Origin of the sequence: Pseudomonas fluorescens, assembly GCF_018614655.1 — a bacterium.
In the GTDB taxonomy this organism is placed as follows: Bacteria; Pseudomonadota; Gammaproteobacteria; order Pseudomonadales; family Pseudomonadaceae; genus Aquipseudomonas; species Aquipseudomonas fluorescens_BX.
This window is the reverse complement of record NZ_JAGGOG010000015.1, coordinates 1-18,980: the sequence shown is the minus strand read 5'-3', so window position 1 is coordinate 18,980 and position 18,980 is coordinate 1. Positions and strand designations below refer to the sequence as shown.

Annotated in this window: 19 protein-coding genes; 12 read left to right on the top strand and 7 right to left on the bottom strand. The window is 58.6% G+C overall.

Features of this window, described 5'->3' with window-relative positions; all coding sequences use genetic code 11:
* Positions 1 to 42 precede the first annotated feature (42 nt).
* Positions 43 to 663, bottom strand: coding sequence for a TetR/AcrR family transcriptional regulator (locus J7E41_RS15855; RefSeq protein WP_214994233.1), 621 nt, complete (start codon positions 661 to 663; stop codon positions 43 to 45).
* 143 nt (positions 664 to 806) lie between these two features.
* Between J7E41_RS15855 and J7E41_RS15850 the strand changes: the two genes are divergently transcribed.
* The 10 genes from J7E41_RS15850 (at position 807) to J7E41_RS15805 (ending at position 9,534) form a co-directional block, all read left to right on the top strand.
* Positions 807 to 1,250 (top strand): acetyltransferase, encoded by a 444-nt coding sequence (locus J7E41_RS15850; protein ID WP_214994232.1) that lies wholly within the window; start codon positions 807 to 809, stop codon positions 1,248 to 1,250.
* 23 nt (positions 1,251 to 1,273) lie between these two features.
* The gene (gene copC, locus J7E41_RS15845; RefSeq protein ID WP_214994231.1) at positions 1,274 to 1,639 is read left to right on the top strand and encodes a copper homeostasis periplasmic binding protein CopC; all 366 of its coding nucleotides are present in this window, start codon (positions 1,274 to 1,276) and stop codon (positions 1,637 to 1,639) included.
* A gap of 3 nt (positions 1,640 to 1,642) precedes the next feature.
* Entirely contained in the window at positions 1,643 to 2,500 is an 858-nt protein-coding gene (gene copD, locus J7E41_RS15840; RefSeq protein WP_214994230.1) for a copper homeostasis membrane protein CopD, read from the top strand.
* A gap of 143 nt (positions 2,501 to 2,643) precedes the next feature.
* A complete protein-coding gene (locus tag J7E41_RS15835; protein WP_214994229.1) occupies positions 2,644 to 3,912 on the top strand; it encodes an OprD family porin in 1,269 nt (422 codons plus the stop codon).
* A 109-nt stretch (positions 3,913 to 4,021) separates the two neighbouring features.
* Positions 4,022 to 4,858: an NAD-dependent epimerase/dehydratase family protein gene (locus J7E41_RS15830; RefSeq protein ID WP_214994227.1), complete on the top strand. Its 837-nt coding sequence runs from the start codon at positions 4,022 to 4,024 to the stop codon at positions 4,856 to 4,858.
* 27 nt (positions 4,859 to 4,885) lie between these two features.
* Positions 4,886 to 5,761 carry an SMP-30/gluconolactonase/LRE family protein gene (locus J7E41_RS15825; RefSeq protein WP_214994225.1) on the top strand — a complete coding sequence of 292 codons (876 nt, stop codon included), beginning with the start codon at positions 4,886 to 4,888 and terminating at the stop codon, positions 5,759 to 5,761.
* A 49-nt stretch (positions 5,762 to 5,810) separates the two neighbouring features.
* Positions 5,811 to 6,782 (top strand): TRAP transporter substrate-binding protein, encoded by a 972-nt coding sequence (locus J7E41_RS15820; protein ID WP_214994223.1) that lies wholly within the window; start codon positions 5,811 to 5,813, stop codon positions 6,780 to 6,782.
* A 67-nt stretch (positions 6,783 to 6,849) separates the two neighbouring features.
* The gene (locus J7E41_RS15815; RefSeq protein ID WP_214994222.1) at positions 6,850 to 7,377 is read left to right on the top strand and encodes a TRAP transporter small permease; all 528 of its coding nucleotides are present in this window, start codon (positions 6,850 to 6,852) and stop codon (positions 7,375 to 7,377) included.
* Entirely contained in the window at positions 7,378 to 8,658 is a 1,281-nt protein-coding gene (locus J7E41_RS15810; RefSeq protein WP_214994221.1) for a TRAP transporter large permease, read from the top strand.
* Positions 8,659 to 8,664: 6 nt separating this feature from the next.
* Positions 8,665 to 9,534: an aldose 1-epimerase gene (locus J7E41_RS15805; protein WP_214994220.1), complete on the top strand. Its 870-nt coding sequence runs from the start codon at positions 8,665 to 8,667 to the stop codon at positions 9,532 to 9,534.
* A gap of 108 nt (positions 9,535 to 9,642) precedes the next feature.
* Here J7E41_RS15805 and J7E41_RS15800 read toward each other — a convergent pair whose 3' ends face one another.
* Together J7E41_RS15800 and J7E41_RS15795 are read right to left on the bottom strand one after the other, a co-directional pair.
* A complete protein-coding gene (locus J7E41_RS15800; protein WP_214994219.1) occupies positions 9,643 to 10,788 on the bottom strand; it encodes an HlyD family secretion protein in 1,146 nt (381 codons plus the stop codon).
* On the bottom strand, positions 10,785 to 12,446 hold the full coding sequence (locus tag J7E41_RS15795; protein ID WP_214994217.1) for an MFS transporter: 1,662 nt from the start codon (positions 12,444 to 12,446) through the stop codon (positions 10,785 to 10,787). The genes J7E41_RS15800 and J7E41_RS15795 overlap by 4 nt, the downstream gene beginning before the upstream one ends.
* Positions 12,447 to 12,733: 287 nt before the next feature.
* On the opposite strand from J7E41_RS15795, the gene J7E41_RS15790 reads away from it, so the two are divergent.
* Positions 12,734 to 14,383 (top strand): cyclic peptide export ABC transporter, encoded by a 1,650-nt coding sequence (locus tag J7E41_RS15790; protein ID WP_214994215.1) that lies wholly within the window; start codon positions 12,734 to 12,736, stop codon positions 14,381 to 14,383.
* Between the two features lie 118 nt (positions 14,384 to 14,501).
* A complete protein-coding gene (locus tag J7E41_RS15785) occupies positions 14,502 to 16,979 on the top strand; it encodes a TonB-dependent siderophore receptor (RefSeq protein ID WP_251029528.1) in 2,478 nt (825 codons plus the stop codon).
* Positions 16,980 to 17,055: 76 nt separating this feature from the next.
* On the opposite strand, the gene J7E41_RS15780 is transcribed toward J7E41_RS15785, so the two are convergent.
* The 4 genes from J7E41_RS15780 to J7E41_RS15765 form a co-directional block, all read right to left on the bottom strand.
* Positions 17,056 to 17,472, bottom strand: a complete 417-nt coding sequence (locus tag J7E41_RS15780; protein WP_214994253.1) for a hypothetical protein — start codon at positions 17,470 to 17,472, stop codon at positions 17,056 to 17,058.
* A 2-nt stretch (positions 17,473 to 17,474) separates the two neighbouring features.
* Positions 17,475 to 17,750, bottom strand: coding sequence for a hypothetical protein (locus J7E41_RS15775; protein WP_214994213.1), 276 nt, complete (start codon positions 17,748 to 17,750; stop codon positions 17,475 to 17,477).
* A 41-nt stretch (positions 17,751 to 17,791) separates the two neighbouring features.
* A complete protein-coding gene (locus J7E41_RS15770) occupies positions 17,792 to 18,169 on the bottom strand; it encodes a hypothetical protein (RefSeq protein ID WP_214994211.1) in 378 nt (125 codons plus the stop codon).
* Positions 18,170 to 18,980, bottom strand: an 811-nt coding sequence (locus J7E41_RS15765; RefSeq protein ID WP_214994210.1) for an RHS repeat-associated core domain-containing protein, incomplete at its 5' end; no start/stop codon positions are given.

Here is an 18,980-nt window from a genome sequence, read left to right as displayed (position 1 = left end):
CCGGGCTTGCCCGCGATGGGGCCGGTGCAGGCATCTCTAACCTCAAGGCTCCAACCCGATCCCCCGCAAAATCACACTCGTCACCGTCTGCACCGCCCGTTCGAACTGCATGTCCGACAACGGCTGGTGCTCATTCAAAATCATCACCTGATGATCAAAGTCGGCATAGTGCTGGGTCGACGCCCAGATCATGTACAGCAGGCTCGACGGCTCCACCGGCAGGATGCGTTTGTCCTCCACCCACTGGCGAATCTTCGCTTCTTTCATCTTGGCCCAGTCGTACAGGCTGGCGTCCAGTGCCTCACCGAGGGTCGGAGCACCGTGGATGATTTCGTTGGCCCAGACCTTCGAGCCATAGGGCCGGCTACGCGAATGCTGCATCTTGGCGCGGATGTAGCTGCTGAGCACCACCCGCGGGTCATCGAACATCTCGAAGCACAGCGCGTCCTGCTTCCACACTTCCAGTAAGTCGAACAGCACCGCGCTGTACAGCTCACTCTTGGTGCTGAAGTAGTAATGCAGGTTGGATCGCGGCAGTTGCACTTCTTCGGCAATGTCGGCCATGGCGGTGCTGCCATAGCCCTTTTCAGCGAAGACCTTTTCAGCCGCCAATAGAATCTTTTCGACGTTGACCCGACGAATCCCGATCTTGTGATTGCCCATGAGGGCTCCCTGACAACGATATGGCTCAAGACTACCATCGGCTCTAGATCGCGGCGACACGCTGTGTCGAAACTTCGTACAACAACCTTTCCCGTGCAAATCGGATTGGTTAGGATCGCCGTCCCCGCGAAGGATTCTGCCTCATGATTATTCGACAGCGTGTGGCCTCCGACGACCCTGTGCTTGCCGCACTGTGGGAACGTTCGGTGCGAGCCACCCATGATTTTCTTTCCGAAGACGATATCCAATACCTGCTGCCCCTTGTCCGGGACAGCTACCTGCCGCTGCCGGCGCTCGATATATGGGTGTATGAAGACCCCCACGGCATTGCCGGCTACATCGCCACCGGCGGGCACAATGTAGAAATGCTGTTTATCGACCCGGACCGGCGTGGCCAGGGTGTTGGCCGCCAGTTGCTCGACCACGCCCGCCATCGGCACGACACCCTGACCGTCGATGTCAACGAACAAAACCCGCAAGCCGTAGGCTTTTACCTGCACTATGGTTTTATCCACACCGGCCGCTCGCCCGTTGATGGCGAGGGCAAACCCTTTCCCTTGTTGCACATGGCTTTACCGAACGACTGACACTCACTTGAAGGTATTGAACAATGTTGATCAAGAAAACCCTCACGACTGTTGCCCTGCTAGCCTCCCTGTTGGGCGCCTCCGCGGCCTTTGCCCACGCTCACCTGAAAAGCTCGACGCCGGCGGCTGACAGCACCGTCGCGGCCCCCAGTGACCTGCGCCTGACCTTCACCGAAGGCGTCGAAGCCACCTTCACCAAGGTCTCACTGAGCAAGGACGGCACCGAAGTGGCGATCAAGGGCCTGGAAACCCCGGACGCCGACAAGAAAGTCCTGGTGGTGCCCCCGGCCGCGCCGCTGGCCGCAGGGACCTATAAGGTCGAATGGCACGCCGTTTCGGTGGACACCCACAAGAGCGAAGGCAGCTACCGCTTCAAGGTCGGCCAATAAACCATGGCGGATCTGTTGGTCCTGTGCCGTTTCCTGCATTTCATTGTCGTGCTGCTGATGTTCGGGGCTTGTGCCTTCAGGCCCTGGCTGCTGGGCGCTGAACCGCAACTGTTACTGGACCGACAACTGTCGCGCATCACCCGAGGCCTGGCCTGGATGGCCCTCGGATCCGGGGTGGCCTGGCTACTGCTGATCACCGCCAGCATGGCGGGCGCCTGGTCGGCGGCGCTGGAGTGGTCGACGGTGCAATTGGTGTTGGGCAAGACCTTCTTCGGTCAGGTCTGGGCCTGGCACCTGGTACTTAATCTGCTGCTGGTGCTCGGTTTGATGACACCCTGGAAGGCCATGCGCCTGCCGCTGAGCGTACTCTTGTTGGTAACCCTGGCCCCTGTCGGTCATGGCGCCATGCTCGATGGCCTCAGCGGACAACTGCTGATTCTCAATCAGGTCGTGCACCTGGTGTGTGTCGGGGCCTGGCTCGGCGGCCTGCTGTTGCTGGTGTTGATTCTGCGCCAACCTGAGCGCTTCGCCCCGGAACCGATTCTCAGGCGTTTCAGTGGTGTCGGTTATGGCCTGGTGACCGGCCTGGTGATCACTGGACTGATCAACGTTCGGGTGCTCACCGGGCAATTCTGGCCGACACCTTTGTTCTCGGGGTTTGCGCTGATCCTGCTGATCAAGGTTTTGCTGGTGGCCGCCATGCTGGGGCTGGCGTTGCTGAACCGCTTGAGGACCCACGCATGTGAACAGCGCCTGGCGGCGTTGAAGACCAGTGTGATGGTGGAGTGGTTACTCGGCATTTCAGCAGTAGCCGCAGTTTCCCTGCTCGGCACCTTGCCACCGATGGTCATGGCTGGGTGAATGTGCCCGCACGTCCCCTTAACATACGAAGTCATCGTATAACCTTTCCTTGACAATCCGTTAAAACCTCGCAAATATCGATCAAATGTTGTACGACGACATATAACAAAAAATAAAAATAACAAAAACAAGGGAGCGTCACTGTGAGTCAACTCGTCCGCAATTCCTCCTGTACCTCGCCCATCAGCCTTATCGGTTTCAGCAGCCTGGCCCTCATCCTGCCAATGAACGTCTTGGCCGAAGGCTTCATCGAAGACACCAAGGCCACGCTCAACCTGCGCAACGCCTACTTCAATCGCAACTTCACTAACCCCGATCACCCCCAGGCCAAGGCTGAGGAGTGGACGCAAAACTTTATTCTCGACGTCAAGTCCGGCTTTACCCAGGGCACCCTCGGGTTTGGCGTGGACGTGCTGGGCCTGTACTCGCAAAAGCTCGACGGCGGCAAGGGCACTGCTGGCACCCAACTGCTGCCGACCCATAGCGACGGCCGCCCCGCCGACAACTTCGGCCGCCTCGGCGTGGCACTGAAAACCAAACTGTCGAAGACCGAATTGAAGGTCGGGGAATGGATGCCGGTGCTGCCGATCCTGCGCTCCGACGACGGCCGCTCACTGCCGCAAACGTTCAGGGGCGGACAGATCACCTCCAGTGAAATCGGCGGCCTGACCCTCTACGGCGGACAGTTTCGCGGCAACAGCCCGCGCAACGACGCAAGCATGGAGGACATGTCTCTGAACGCAAAAGCCGCGTTCACCTCGGACCGCTTCAACTTCGGCGGTGGTGAATACACGTTCAACGACAAGCGCACTCAAGTAGGCCTCTGGTACGCCGAACTCAGCGACATTTACCAGCAACAATATTTCAACCTCAACCACAGTCAGCCGGTGGGTGACTGGACCCTGGGCGCCAACCTCGGTTTTTTCAACGGCAAGGAAGACGGCAAGGCCCTGGCCGGCGACTTGGACAACAAAACGGCCTTCGCCCTGCTATCGGCCAAGTACGGCGGGAACACCTTCTATGTGGGCCTGCAAAAGCTCACCGGCGATAGCGCCTGGATGCGGGTCAACGGTACCAGCGGCGGCACCCTGGCCAACGACAGCTACAACGCCAGCTATGACAATGCCAAGGAAAAATCCTGGCAAGTGCGGCACGACTTCAACTTCGTGGTCCTTGGCATTCCTGGGCTGACCCTGATGAACCGTTATATCAGCGGCGATAACGTACACACCGGGACGACCACCAATGGCAAGGAATGGGGTCGCGAATCGGAACTTGCCTACACCGTGCAGAGTGGTGCGCTGAAGAACCTTAACCTCAAGTGGCGCAACGCGACGATACGCCGGGATTTCAGCACCAATGAATTTGATGAGAATCGGATTTTTATCAGTTACCCGATTTCGTTGTTGTAGGGTCATGACCCTCCATCAATTTCAACCATAGGCGCGTTGACAAGGGTGGGAAAATCTTACGATACTTCGATCAAGTCATACGACAACTTACAACAATAACGGAACGACCATGACTACCACTTCTACAGGCGCCATCGTGCCGAATCGTCCGTTCAACCGCCTGCTGCTGACCGGTGCAGCCGGTGGCCTGGGCACAGTACTGCGCGAACGTATGCGCCCTTACGCCAAGGTCTTGCGCGTGTCCGACATCGTCAAGATGCCCCCCGCTACCTCCGAGTGCGAGGAAGTGCTGCTGTGCGACCTTTCAGACAAACAGGCCGTACATCAACTGGTGGAAGGCGTCGACGCCATCCTGCACTTCGGCGGCGTCTCGGTAGAGCGACCGTTTGAAGAAGTCCTCGGCGCCAATATCTGCGGCGTGTTCCATATCTACGAAGCCGCACGCCGTCACGGCGTGAAACGGGTGATCTTCGCCAGTTCCAACCATGTTATCGGCTTCTACAAACAGAACGAAACCCTCGACGCCCACTCCCCGCGCCGTCCGGACAGCTACTACGGCCTGTCCAAGTCCTACGGCGAGGACATGGCCAGTTTCTACTTCGACCGTTATGGCATCGAGACCGTCAGCATCCGCATCGGGTCTTCGTTTCCCGAGCCGCAAAACCGTCGAATGATGAGCACCTGGCTGAGCTTCGACGACCTCACTCAGTTGCTGGAACGGGCGCTGTATACCCCGGACGTTGGCCACACCGTGGTCTACGGCATGTCAGATAACCTCAACGTCTGGTGGGACAACCGCTTCGCCGCCCACCTTGGCTTTACCCCTCGAGACAGCTCCGAAGTGTTCCGCAAACAGGTCGAGGCACAACCGATGCCCGCCGCCGATGACCCGGCACGGATCTACCAGGGCGGGGCCTTTTGTGCTGCCGGCCCGTTCGGCGACTAATCACAGCCCCCAAGGAAATGAGTGGCCATGCAAGCAGAACTGATTGTCGACGCCCGCAACGCCGTTGGTGAATGCCCGGTGTGGTTACCTGAGGAAAACGCCCTGTACTGGGTGGATATTCCCAACGGATGCCTGCAGCGCTGGGATGCCAGCAATGGTCATGTGCAAACCTGGAAAACCCCGCAGATGCTCGCGTGCATCGCCCGTGCCAGCAACGGTCATTGGATCGCGGGCATGGAGACCGGTTTTTTCCAACTGACTCCCCACAGCGACAACAGCCTCGACACTGCCCTTCTGGCCACCGTCAAGCATGCCCGCCCGGACATGCGCCTGAACGACGGACGCTGTGATCGCCAGGGCCGGTTCTGGGCCGGGAGCATGGTGCGGAACATGAGTGCCAATGCCGCGCAAGGCGCGCTCTACTGCTACGAAACCGGCCAGACGCCGCAGGCGCGACTCGACGGTTTCATCACCCCCAATGGCCTGGCTTTCAGCCCCGATGGGCGAACGATGTACCTCTCGGACTCACACCCGCAGGTTCAGCAAATCTGGGCCTTCGACTACGACACCGACAGCGGCACGCCATCCAACCAGCGGTTGTTCGTCGACATGCATCAGTTCCTTGGCCGCCCCGACGGCGCCGCCGTTGACGCTGAGGGTTGCTACTGGATTTGCGCCAACGACGCAGGACTGATCCACCGCTTCACCCCCGATGGTCGCCTCGACTACTCCCTGGCCGTACCGGTGAAAAAACCCACCATGTGCGCCTTCGGTGGCAGCCGGTTGGATACGTTATTCGTTACCTCGATCCGCGACGATCACAGTGAACACTCCCTGGCCGGTGGCGTGTTCGCTCTCAACCCGGGTGTCCAGGGCCTGCCGGAAGCCCAGTTCAACGTCTAGCTGCATCGCTGTGCCTTGAATACAACAATAACAAGACTGGAGAGACCCCATGGACTTCAAACGCACCCTCCTCGCCGCTGCACTTCCTTTTACCTTCGCCCTCGCCAGTGCCGCCCAGGCCCTGGAAATCAAGTTCGCCGACATCCACCCCGCCGGCTACCCCACGGTGGTGGCCGAAGAACAACTGGGTAAAACCCTGGTGGCCGAGAGCAACGGCGGCCTGACCTTCAAGATGTTCGCCGGCGGTGTACTCGGCTCGGAAAAGGAAGTGGTGGAACAGGCCCAGGTCGGTGCGATCCAGATGGCCCGGGTCAGCCTCGGCATCGTCGGGCCGGTGGTGCCGGACGTGAATGTGTTCAATATGCCGTTCGTATTCCGCGACCAGGCGCATATGCGCAAGGTCATCGACGGCAAAATTGGCGATGAAATCCTCGACAAGATCACCCAATCTGAATTCAACCTGGTGGCCCTGGCCTGGATGGATGGCGGCACGCGCAATATCTACACCAAAAAGCCGGTGCGTAAGATAGAAGACCTCAAAGGCATGAAGATTCGTGTGCAAGGCAACCCGATCTTCATCGAGACCATCAACGCCATGGGCGGCAACGGCATCGCCATGGACACCGGCGAGATCTTCAGCTCCTTGCAGACCGGGGTGATCGACGGTGCGGAAAATAACCCGCCGACCCTGCTGGAACACAACCACTACCAGAACGCCAAGTTCTACAGCCTCACCGGGCACCTGATCCTGCCCGAACCGATCGTCATGTCGAAAATCACTTGGGACAAGCTCACACCCGAGCAGCAGGTGCTGGTGAAGAACACCGCCAAGGCTGCCCAGGTCCAGGAGCGCGCTCTGTGGGACGCCAAGTCCGCCAGCAGCGAAGAAAAACTCAAGGCGGCCGGCGTCGAGTTCATCACCGTCGACAAAAAGCCATTCTATGAGGCCACGGCCTCGATCCGCGAGAAATACGGCGCGCCTTACGCCGACCTGATTCAGCGCATCGAAGCTGTCGAGTAACCCTTCCCGCCCTCATGAAAAGGCCCGGCGCGGCGAGTATCGACGCGCCCGGTTACGGTGAACCCCAATGAAGAATCTACTGCTGCGCATCAACGATCGGATCTACATGGCCTGCATCTGGATCGCAGGCCTCGCAGTACTCGGCGTCGCCCTGATCATCCCCTGGGGCATCTTCGCCCGCTACGTCCTCGGCACCGGCTCCAGTTGGCCGGAGCCCACCGCGATTTTGCTGATGCTGGTGTTCACCTTCATCGGTGCCGCCGCCAGTTACCGCGCCGGGGCGCACATGTCGGTGGCCATGATCACTGACCGCCTGCCACCTTCCCTGCGTCGCCTCGTCGGCCTCCTTTCTCAGCTCTTGATGGCGACCATCTGCCTGTTCATGGCCATCTGGGGCACCAAGCTCTGCCTGTCCACCTGGAACCAATTCATGAGCGCCATGCCCACTCTGCGCGTGGGCATCACCTACATGCCGATCCCGATTGGCGGGTTGCTGACGCTGGTGTTTGTCGTGGAGAAGCTCTTGCTCGGTGATCAGAGCAATCGGCGGGTGGTGCGTTTCGACCTGGTTGAAGAAAGCGAAGGAGCTGCCTGAATGGACGCATTGATTCTGCTGGGCAGCTTTATCGCCTTGATCCTGATCGGCATGCCGGTGGCCTACGCCCTGGGGATGTCGGCGCTGATCGGCGCATGGTGGATCGACATCCCGTTCCAGGCCCTGATGATTCAGGTAGCCGGCGGGGTGAACAAGTTTTCGCTGATGGCGATTCCGTTCTTTGTTCTGGCCGGAGCGATCATGGCTGAAGGCGGCATGTCCCGTCGGCTGGTGGCGTTCGCCGGGGTGCTGGTGGGCTTTGTTCGGGGTGGCTTGTCGCTGGTGAATATCATGGCCTCGACGTTCTTTGGCGCGATCTCCGGCTCGTCAGTGGCCGACACCGCTTCGGTGGGGTCAGTGCTGATTCCGGAAATGGAACGCCGGGGCTACCCCCGGGAATTCGCCACCGCCGTGACCGTCAGCGGCTCGGTACAAGCCTTGCTGACGCCACCGAGCCACAACTCGGTGCTCTACTCCCTGGCGGCCGGCGGTACCGTTTCCATTGCCTCATTGTTCATGGCTGGCGTGGTCCCGGGCTTACTGATGAGCGCCTGCCTGATGGTGCTGTGCCTGATCTTCGCGAAAAAGCGCAACTACCCCAAGGGCGAAGTCATCCCCTTGAAGCAGGCGCTAAAGATCTGTGCCGACGCGCTGTGGGGCCTGATGGCCATGGTGATCATCCTCGGCGGGATCCTGTCGGGCATCTTCACCGCCACCGAGTCGGCCGCCATCGCCGTGCTGTGGGCGTTCTTCGTCACCATGTTTATCTACCGCGACTACAAGTGGAGCGAGTTACCGAAGTTGATGCATCGCACCGTACGGACCATCTCCATCGTGATGATCCTGATCGCCTTCGCCGCCAGCTTCGGCTACATCATGACCCTGATGCAGATCCCGTCGAAGATCACTACGCTGTTCCTGACCCTCTCGGACAACCGCTACGTAATCCTGATGTGCATCAACGTCATGTTGCTGTTGCTGGGCACGGTAATGGACATGGCGCCGCTGATCCTGATCCTCACGCCGATCCTGCTGCCGGTGGTCCTCGGCATCGGTGTCGACCCGGTGCACTTCGGCATGATCATGCTGGTGAACCTGGGGATCGGCCTGATCACCCCGCCAGTGGGCGCGGTGCTGTTTGTCGGAGCGGCGGTGGGCAAGGTCAGCATCGAAAAAACCGTGAAGGCCCTGCTGCCGTTTTATGCCGTGCTGTTTCTGGTGCTGATGGCAGTGACCTACATTCCGGCGTTGTCGTTGTGGCTGCCGGGGTTGGTGTTATAAAAACCCATGAATCCGACAATGATTGAACTCAAAGACACGCTCACCCACCTGACGCTGGCCCCAGCGTTGGGCGGGAGCATCGTCAACTGGACCCTGCGCAGCAGCGGCCTGCCGTTGCTGCGTCACACCAATCAACCTGCGCTCGACAGCGGCCTGCCAGGCAAGCTCGCCTGCTTCCCTCTGGCACCCTGGTCGAACCGGATTGCCGAAGATGGTTTTGACAATCCCGATGGCTGGCTGGCATTGACGCCCAACAGCCTCCTCGATCCCCTGCCGATTCATGGTAGCGCCTGGCAGCAGCCGTGGAGGGTGGTCAGCCAGACGGTAGACGAGGTCGTGCTGCAACTGGATAGCAGAACGCCGTTTGCCTATCGCGCCGAGCAACGTTTCCATCTGAAAGACGGCAGGTTGAGCCTCACGTTACGTGTCACCCATCTGGCTGAACAAGCGGCGTGGCACGGGCTGGGGCTGCACCCGTATCTGCCGCGCCGGCCGGGCACGCGATTGCAGGCCAGGGCTGGCCAGGTGTGGGAGCGTGATGAAGCAAAACTGCCGACGGGGCTCGCCCCAGTGCCTGTCGACTGGGATTTCCAGCAGCTCAAGACCTTGCCCGAAACCCTGGTGGACAATGGCTTTTGCCAGTGGGATGGGCGCTGTCTGATTCAGCAACCGGAACTGGGCTATGAGCTGGAATGCCAGGCTACAGGGAGTGATTTCTACCTGCTGTATTGCCCGCCGGGGCTGGATTTTTTCTGCATTGAACCGGTGAGTCATCCGGTAAATGCTCACCACCTTCCCGGTCGGCCGGGGTTGAAGCTGCTGGAACAAGGCCAGTCGACAGAACTCGGTTTCAGCCTGCAGTACTGCCCCTTGTAGGAGCGAACTTGCTCGCAAAGATCTTGAAGACGCCGCGTTCATTCAGAATGCTCGCGTTATCGTTAACGTTCTTCGCGAGCAAGCTCGCTCCTACAAAAAACGACCGGGTTACGGCGGGCTATTCTTGAGGCGCCCCGCCGTATCAATACTCACCACCACCGACAACCCGGGCCGCAGCCGCTCACTCTGCTCCTGATCCGGGTCCACGGTGATCCGAACCGGCACCCGCTGGGCGATCTTGACGAAGTTGCCGGTGGCATTGTCCGCCTGCAACAAGCTGAACTCGGAACCGGTACCCGGGGAAATACGCTGTACCGTGCCATGAAACTTGCGGTGGTTCAGGGCATCGACGGTAAAGGTCACTGGCTGGCCGATCTGCACATTGGCCATCTGGGTTTCTTTCATATTGGCGATCACCCACAGCTGGTTCGGCACCAACGCCATCAGCTGCGCGCCGGAGTTGACGTAAGCTCCCAGGCGTACGCCAATCTGCCCCAGCTGCCCGTCCCGTGGGGCGATTACCCGGGTGTTCGACAGGTCGATCCGTGCCAGTTCCACCGCGGCATCGGCATTGGCCACGGCCGCTTCCAGAGAGCCGCGATTGACGATCACGGTCTGCAAGTCCTGACGGGCGATTTCCAGGTTGGCCTGCGCTTGGGCCACCGCCGCAATGGTCTGCGCATTGGCGGCACGGGTCACGTCCAGGTCGCGCTTGGACACCGAGCCATCACTGATCAGTTCCTCATTACGACGCAAGTCAGCGGTGCTTTTACGCGCCTGGGCCTGGCTGTCGGCGAGTGCGGCCTGACGCAACTGAATCGTCGCTTCGGCGCTGTTGCGTTGCTGCACCACATTGGCCAGCGACGCCTGTTGCACCGCCAGTTGTGCCAGAGCCTGATCCAGGCGCTGCTTGTAGATGCGGTCATCCAGGCGTACCAGCAGTTCCCCGGCCTTGACGTACTGGAAGTCCTGCACCGGCACTTCATACACGTAACCGCTGAGCTGCGGGCCGATGATCGTCACCTGGCCGCGCACCAGGGCGTTTTCGGTGGTTTCCACGTTGCTGCTGAAAGGTGGCAATTGCCAGGCGTACAACACGATCAACACGCCAATGATGGCAATCGCGGCAAAGCCCAGGGAGGAGATGATCCGCACCCGCAACGAACGGGGTTCGGTGGCCGCAACAGCCGGTGGCGCGGTGCCTTCCGGGGTCGAGGCGATGGCGTTGGTAGTCGTAGTGGTTGGTTCGGTCATGAAGAAAGTGCACCGCTAGGTTGAACGGGAGGGGCTGCACTGGCGGCAGCTTTTTTGGTGGTGCTCATCAGCCAGAGGCTGCGGATGAAGATCCAGATCATGGTCAGCACGGCGATGATCGCGATCAGCATGAACACATCGTTATAGGCCATCACGTTGGCTTCCCGGGTGGCCGCCGTGGCCAGGCTGCGGATACCCATCAGGTTACGCAGCTCCGGGTCGGCGATCACCGAACCGTAAGCCGAGCCACCGCTCTGCACCCGTGCCGCGACCCGTGGGTCCATCAAGGTCAGGTGTTCGACGATCATGCTGGAATGGAATTTCTCCCGCACGACCTGGAAGGTGCCTAGCAACGCCGCGCCAATCAGGCCGCCGAGGTTCTGGCAAATCCCGAACAGCACCGAAAAGCTCACCAGGTTCCTGGGGTTGGTCAGTACGTTGCGGGTGCCCAGGACCATGGTCGGGCCAAGAAAAAAGGTGCCGCCGAAGCCCAACAGGAACTGACTGATGTACATGTTCTGCGGTCGGGTGAGGTTGCTGGAGAAACTGTCGATCACCGAACCCACCGCCATCAGCGCCAGGGAAATGATCAGCGGCATGAACAAATGCGCCGGGTTGATGGTCAGGGCGCTGATGGCCAGGCCGGCAATCGCTCCCAGCAGCATCACCAGGTACAAGGTGCGCATTTGCTCGCTGCTCATGTTCAGCGCCTGGAGGAACCCCACCGCGCCGGTGGACTGCTCCGACAGCACCATGCGAATCAGGATCACCGCCAGCGCGAGGCGAATCATCGCCCCGCTGCCCAGCCAGCGGGTCATCAGCATCGGGTTGCTGCGGTTATGTTCGATGGCCAGCCCGGCCATGATCAGCACCAGCGAACAGGCAGAAGCAACGCCGATCCACGGTGCTTCCAGCCACCAGTCGATCCGCCCCAGGGACAGCACCGCGCAGAGCAGCGCCACACCGGTGGCCAACAAGGCGAAGGTCAGGAAGTCGAGTTTTTCAAAGGTCTTGAAGCGGTCACCCGGCGGCAACTTGAGCAGGAACACGCAACCCAGGCAGGTCAGTGCCATGCCCAACTCAAACAGGTACAAGCCGCGCCACTCGGCGATTTGCAGCAAATCTTCGGAAAACATCCGCGCCATCGGCAAGGCCAACTGCGACGTGCCCAACCCCAACACCAACGCTTTCAACCGCCACTTTGCCGGAAAGGCCTGAACCATGTAATACAAGCCCAGGGAGCTGAGCGCTGCCCCCACCATGCCGTGGGCGGCCCGTACGGCAATCGCCGAGCTGAGGTCGTTGACGAACAAATGGCCGAAGGTCACCAGGGCGTAAAGCACCAGGAACACTTCAGTGAACGCGCGCAGGCCGAATTGTTGGCGAAACTTCACCAGCAGCAGGTTCATCGAGACGTTGGTCATGACATAAGCGGCGGGCAGCCAGGCCATTTCCGCCGTGGTGGCGCCCAAGGCGACTTGCAGGTAAGGCAGGTTGGCGATCACGAGTGCGTTACCGAGGCCGCCGGTGATTGCCACCAGGATCCCGACCAACGCATAGGCCCAGCGTTTGTGCGTGGGATGCAAAGGGGTCGACGGCGAACCGGGCAGGCTCGGCCGTTCATGGGGTTGCCACGCGTGTGGGGTGTATTTGTCCATTCAGTGACCTTGATGACCGACTGGACCGCGTATCAGGGCGACGGCGTCCAGGCCGGTAAAACCGTTACTCAGGGAGTAGTAAACCTGAGCAGAGTTCATCTTGTCACGGCGGATCTCGGATCCGGCCCCCTCCCCGCTAAATAACTCCTGCCCCCGCTCGTTCTTTGGTTAACCGCCTCGATACCCATCGAAGCCTGCACTGTGCGCCCGGCTCACCGTCCATCGCTGACACACGCCGCGCCCTGCATTGCCTTGTGCTCACCCCCAGCCTGAAACGGGAGACTTGAATGTCCAGCAAACCTCGCGGCGCCGTCAGCGAACTCTTCGGCCTGCTCAAACCCTTCTGGCCGCTGGTGACGCTGTCGATTGCCCTCGGCATGGTCGGCGGCCTCAGCGTCACCGCGCTGCTGGCAACCATCAACAACGCCCTGCACTCCGACAGCGGCCTGACCCAGGCCGTGGTGCTGCTGTTTGCCGGCCTGTGCCTGCTGGCCCTGGCCAGTTCGATCTTTTCCGACATCGGCACCAACTACGTCGGCCAGCACATCATTGCCAAGCTGCGCCGGGAACTGGGAGAGAAGGTGCTGGCCGCGCCCATCGACCAGATCGAACGCTATCGCAGCCATCGGCTGATCCCGGTGCTGACCCACGACGTCGACACCATCAGCGACTTCGCCTTTGCCTTCGCGCCCCTGGCCATTTCGTTAACCGTGACCCTGGGCTGCCTGGGCTACCTGGCGATGCTGTCGTGGCCGATGTTCCTGATGATGCTGGTGGCGATCGTGATCGGCACCGCCGTGCAGTTCGTTGCCCGCTCCCGGGGCATGCAAGGCTTCGAGTCGGCACGGGAAGCCGAGGATGAATTGCAGAAGAACTACAGCGCTATCGCCGAAGGCGCCAAGGAACTGCGCATCCACCGCCCACGCCGCCAGCGCATGTTCATCAACGGCATCCAGAACACCGCCAACCGCATCTGCGCCACCCAGATTCGCTCGATCAACACCTTCGTCATCGCCAAGGCCTTTGGCTCAATGCTGTTTTTCGTGGTGATCGGCCTGGCCCTGGCCATGCAGTCGTTCTGGCCCAGCGGCGATAAAACCGTGATGAGCGGCTTCGTGCTGGTGCTGCTGTACATGAAAGGCCCACTGGAACACTTGATCAGCACCCTGCCGATCGTCAGCAAGGCGCAGATCGCCTTCCGGCGCATTGCCGAGTTGTCGAAGCAGTTTTCCTCTCCCGAGCCGCACCTGCTGTTGAGTGACTCGGGCGCCGCCGCGCCGGCAGTGCATAGCCTGGAACTGACCGACGTCAGCTACACCTTCCCCCGCGTCGAAGGCTTCGAGCCGTTCCACCTGGGCCCGGTCAACCTGCGGATCGAGCAAGGCGACATCACCTTCATCGTCGGCGAAAACGGCTGCGGCAAGACCACCCTGATCAAACTGCTGCTCGGCCTCTACGCCCCGCAAAAAGGCAGCATCGAGCTCAATGGCCAAGCCATTGTGGCGGCGAACCGCGACGACTATCGCCAACTGTTCACCACGATTTTTGCCGACTACTACCTGTTCGACGATGTAATCCAGGGCGACAAACCGATCCCGGCCGATGCCGACCGCTACCTCAAGCGCCTGGAGATCGGCCACAAAGTCACCATCACCGATGGTGTGTTCAGCACCACCGACCTGTCCACCGGCCAGCGCAAGCGCCTGGCCTTGGTCAACGCCTGGTTGGAGGAGCGCCCGGTGCTGGTGTTTGACGAGTGGGCGGCCGACCAGGACCCGACCTTCCGACGCATTTTCTATACCGAGTTGCTACCCGACCTCAAGCGCCTGGGCAAGACCATCATCGTGATCTCCCACGACGACCGTTACTTCGATGTGGCCGACCAGATCGTGCGCATGGAAGCCGGCCGCGTCGCCACCGAACTGCAAACCGCGTGACAGCGCTGACCTGAAAACCGGATGTGAAATTTTTCTTTCCGGTTTTCAGGGGGACCAACGTCTTATTGGTACTTAATACGAATCACTATCATTAAATAACGCCACTTAAGAGCCCATGATGTCAGCCATTCACACCTTCTCACCGCTCACCAAAGCCCTCAAGATGCGCCGCCTGTTTCAGCCGCGTCTGCTGAGCACCACCCTGGTCCTGGCCCTGCCCTTCGCCGCACAGGTGCAAGCACAGACCTTCAACTTCAACATCCCGGCCCAGCCCTTGGCCAACGCCCTGCAGACCTTCGGCCAACAAGCCAACCTGCAAGTGCTGTACAGCCCGGATGATGTACAGAGCCTGCGCAGCCGCGCGGTGAGCGGTGCGTTGACGCCCCAGGCCGGTATCGAACAACTGCTGGCTGGCAGCAAATTGGCCTACAGCCTGGAAGGCAATACCCTGACCTTGAGCAGCCGCGGTGCGACCGGAGCGCTGGAACTGGGTGCCACGCGGATTTCCGGCGAAGGCCTGGGCTCGGTCAGTGAAAACACCGGGTCTTACACCACCGGCGCCACCAGCACCGCGACGAAAATGATCCTGAGCCTGCGGGAAACCCCACAGTCCATCAGCGTCATGACTCGCCAACGCATCGATGACCAGAGCCTGACCACCGTCAACGACGTGCTGGCGCAGACCCCGGGGCTTAACGTGCAGAGTCTGGGCAGTGATCGGTTCTATGTGTATTCCCGTGGTTATGAGATCGATAACTACCAATACGACGGCATGCCGACCACCCTCTTCTCTTTCACCCAGTCATTACCCCAGGACCTGATGGACCTGGCGGTCTACGACCATATTGAAGTGCTGCGTGGGGCCACCGGCCTGCTGACCGGGGCCGGCGATCCATCCGGCACCATCAACTTCATTCGCAAGCGCCCTACCGAGACCTTCCAGGGCCACGTCAGTGCGGGTGCGGGTTCCTGGGACAAGTACCGCACCGAAGCGGATGTTTCCGGTCCGCTGATAGACAGCGGCAAGATTCGTGGCCGAGCCGTGGCCGCCTACCAGCAGGGCAATAGCTACCTGGACGCGCTGAAGCAGGAAAAAACCTCGCTGTATGGCGTCGTGGAAGCCGACCTGAGCGACGACACCCTGCTGACCTTCGGCGTCGACTACCTGCACAACGACCCCAAGGGTTACTCCACCACCGGCATTCCGCTGTTCTACAGCAACGGCAAGCAGACCAACCTGTCACGCTCCTTCAACGCCGCCAGCGGTGACAGCACCAACCGCCAGGACTCGACCACCACCTTCGCCAGCATCGAGCAGAAACTCGCGTATGACTGGAGCCTGAAAGTCTCGGCCAGCTACCTGTACAACACCCGTGACTATGATTCGCGGATGCTCAGCACGTCCCGTTTCGCCAATGAACAGACCGGTGCCGGCACACGCACGGCCATGACGAAGGGTGACGCCACCCAGAAGCAGAAAGGTTTCGACGTGCAGCTCAAAGGGCCCTTCCAGCTGGGAGGGCGTGAGCACGAATTGATGATGGGCTTCAACTATCAGGACTACGAAAACCACCGTCAAGGCGCCAACCCGCTCAGCGGCGACCGCTCGCCACTCAATCTCGATACCTGGGACAACCACACGGTCGAACCGGTCTACGGTGCCCGGGGCTCGTATGACGACGACCGCCTGAAGTTCCGTCAGAACGGCACCTATGCCGCCGTGCGCCTCAAGCCGTTAGACGACCTGGCCGTGATCCTCGGCGCACGCGTCAGCAACTACAAATACGACTCCAGCCTGGACTTCAAGACCCCGGCGAACGCCCCTTACAGCACCGCCGACACCACCAGGATTTCCGGAAAAGTCACGCCTTACGCCGGGATCGTCTACGACCTCAATGAAAACCACTCGGTCTACGCCAGCTACACCAGCATCTTCAAGCCACAGACCGTACGCGACCGCAACGGCCAGACCCTGTCCCCACGTGACGGCGACAACTACGAGCTGGGCCTCAAGAGCGAGTATTTCAATGGCCGCCTGAATAGCGCCATCGCCATTTACGAAAGCAAGCAGGACAACCTGGCCGTCCAGGACGTGGGCCAAAACGTACTCGGCACCGACAACCCGGCCTACAAGGCAGTCGCGGGCGCAAAAACCCGCGGCGTCGATCTGGAACTGAACGGCGAAATCATGCCGGACTGGAACATGAACGCCAGCTACAACCACAGCGTGACCAAGGATGCGGACAACGAGCGAATCAACACCATCATCCCTTCCGACATGTTCAAGCTGTGGACCACCTACAAACTGTCCGGCGACCTGGATCGCCTGACCATTGGTGGCGGTGCCAACTGGCAGAGTGGTATCCACTTCAGCGCAGCCCCGAGCCTGATAAGCAAAACCGTCAAGGCCAAGGAAGACGACTACACTGTGTTCAACCTGATGGCGCGCTACCAGTTGACCAAACAATGGTCGGGTACCGTCAACGTCAACAACGTGTTTGACAAAAAGTACATCAGCTCCCTGGATAGTAACTTCTACAGCATGTATTACGGCGATCCGCGTAACGTGATGTTTAGTACTCGTTACGATTTCTGATAGTAGCGGTACAAAAAACGGCGAATCTGACTTTTCGGGTTCGCCGTTTTTTATTGTGGTGTTTCATCAGACGCTATCACCAATCAGATTGGTCTTCCAGGCTGGCTTTTTGTAGGTCGTCTCTCCATCCCTCCTTAGTCAGTCTGTAGATATCTTCAAAAAAAGCACGCGGATTTTCCATTGTGTCCCAGCCCGAAGGTAACGTGCAGTAGGATTCAGGTTTTTGAATAAGGATCGTCGAAAAATCGTAGGAGTCCTCCTGAAGCGCAGCGCTTAAGACTTCAACTAGAGACTTGCGATGCCTATAATTTAGATCGGTGCTTTTGTCTATTATGTAAGTTTTGATCAGAACCTCTCTATCTCTGGGCTGATTAATATCATACTTTTCAAGGTCTTCCCCTAGTGATTCCTCGCGATCATAAGTATCGAAAGGCCCCAAAAAATACTGAAGTTTTGGTTCGTAGTCAGTGTTCAGGAACGGATGCTTTAGCATTGTCATTTACTCACAGGGAATGCGGTATAAAGTCTTTTTGTTTCGCGATCGAATTTCACTATCGCGAAGTTCATGTTTTCGTCGAGCATTGGGCTGTTAGGATCTTTTTTGTTGGGTATATATCCTCTACCGCAGCCTTGCATTTCAATCTTGAGGATAGGGTTGCCGAATTCATCCTCTCCATTGAATGAGTCAAGTTTACGTGCTTCTCGGGTCATAGCCTCGTTTAGAACGTGAAATTGCATCGTGTAGCTTTTAAATTGCGAGCTGAACTTCATGTTTTTTCCGATATTTAAATAACAGATTTGAATATAGTTATTCAGTAACCTTGATTTTTTGATTCATTCTGTATGGCCTCGGTGTGGTAGCGAGTAAGACACTCGAGCAGAATACGCATAAACTGCCTTTGATCAATGATTTCATCGTCGAAGTAAGTATCAAAAAGATAGAATACCGAATCAAAACTGTCGCTCACTTTTAGGAAGTGCTGAAGTGTATCTATATGCCACTGCCTTTCGTCGATCTTGTATGACAGGAATACAGGCTTGGTTAGCTTATCAAACAGTTCCGAAAGCTCTTTGTCATCGTTAATATTTTTCGAGACAATGAAGGCTTCTCTTTCAACATCATCTATATTCTCTATACAATAGGTGAATAGTAGGCTTCTGGTAATTGAGAGACTTGGTGAAAATTTCATTTAAAACTCCGTGTAGGCGGTAATGGGCTTTCCATTTTCGTCTAAAATCACTCTGGCTTTTGTTTGTTTTCCGTATTCAAATCCTTCTCTTTTGTATCCCTCCCCAATGATTTTTCTCATATCTATAGGCTTGCCAGACATGGATAGGTTAGTCAGTTTGAATATAAGTTGCGCGCGGTAAATCGCGTTTAGTTGGTCTCTGTGGCTTAGGAAGTGTGTAGCCGCGCTTGGTGGTCGAGGCTGCCCGGCCCTTCTCCCTCTATCAAATGTCTCAACTTCCTGGGTGGTTGGATTTCTGGCGCTCACTACTCGTTCGAGTTGAGACTCTAGCGATGTTTGCGCACCATGTTTTTCCAAGAAATGTGCCCCTGGAGTCGACCGTTCTAGCTCATCCAAACGACGGTAAGCGTTTGCTTCTGCAAGCTCATCGATTCTTGCTTGTCGTTCTGCTCGTGCCGTTTGCGGGAGAGCAGGCTCTCCATGATCAACACTTTTTGTTGGATCCTGAGCGGTCGCGCCCGGCTTACAAGCGTCACCTCCCGGACACCGATTCAACCCCAACGGATCCACCCACCCCGTCGGGTTGGGTACGTATTGGTATCCGTTCAGTCCACCCGCCAGTTTTACCGGGTCGGGGGTCAGGTAGCGGCCGTTATCCGGATTGTAGTAGCGATGGCGGTTGTAGTGCAGCCCGCTTTCTTGATCGAAATACTGGCCCTGGAAGCGCAGCGGGTTGGTGACGGTGTTGACATCGAGCCGGGCGATTTGGCCGTAGGCGCGGTAATGTGCAGACCAGACGATTTCGCCGTCG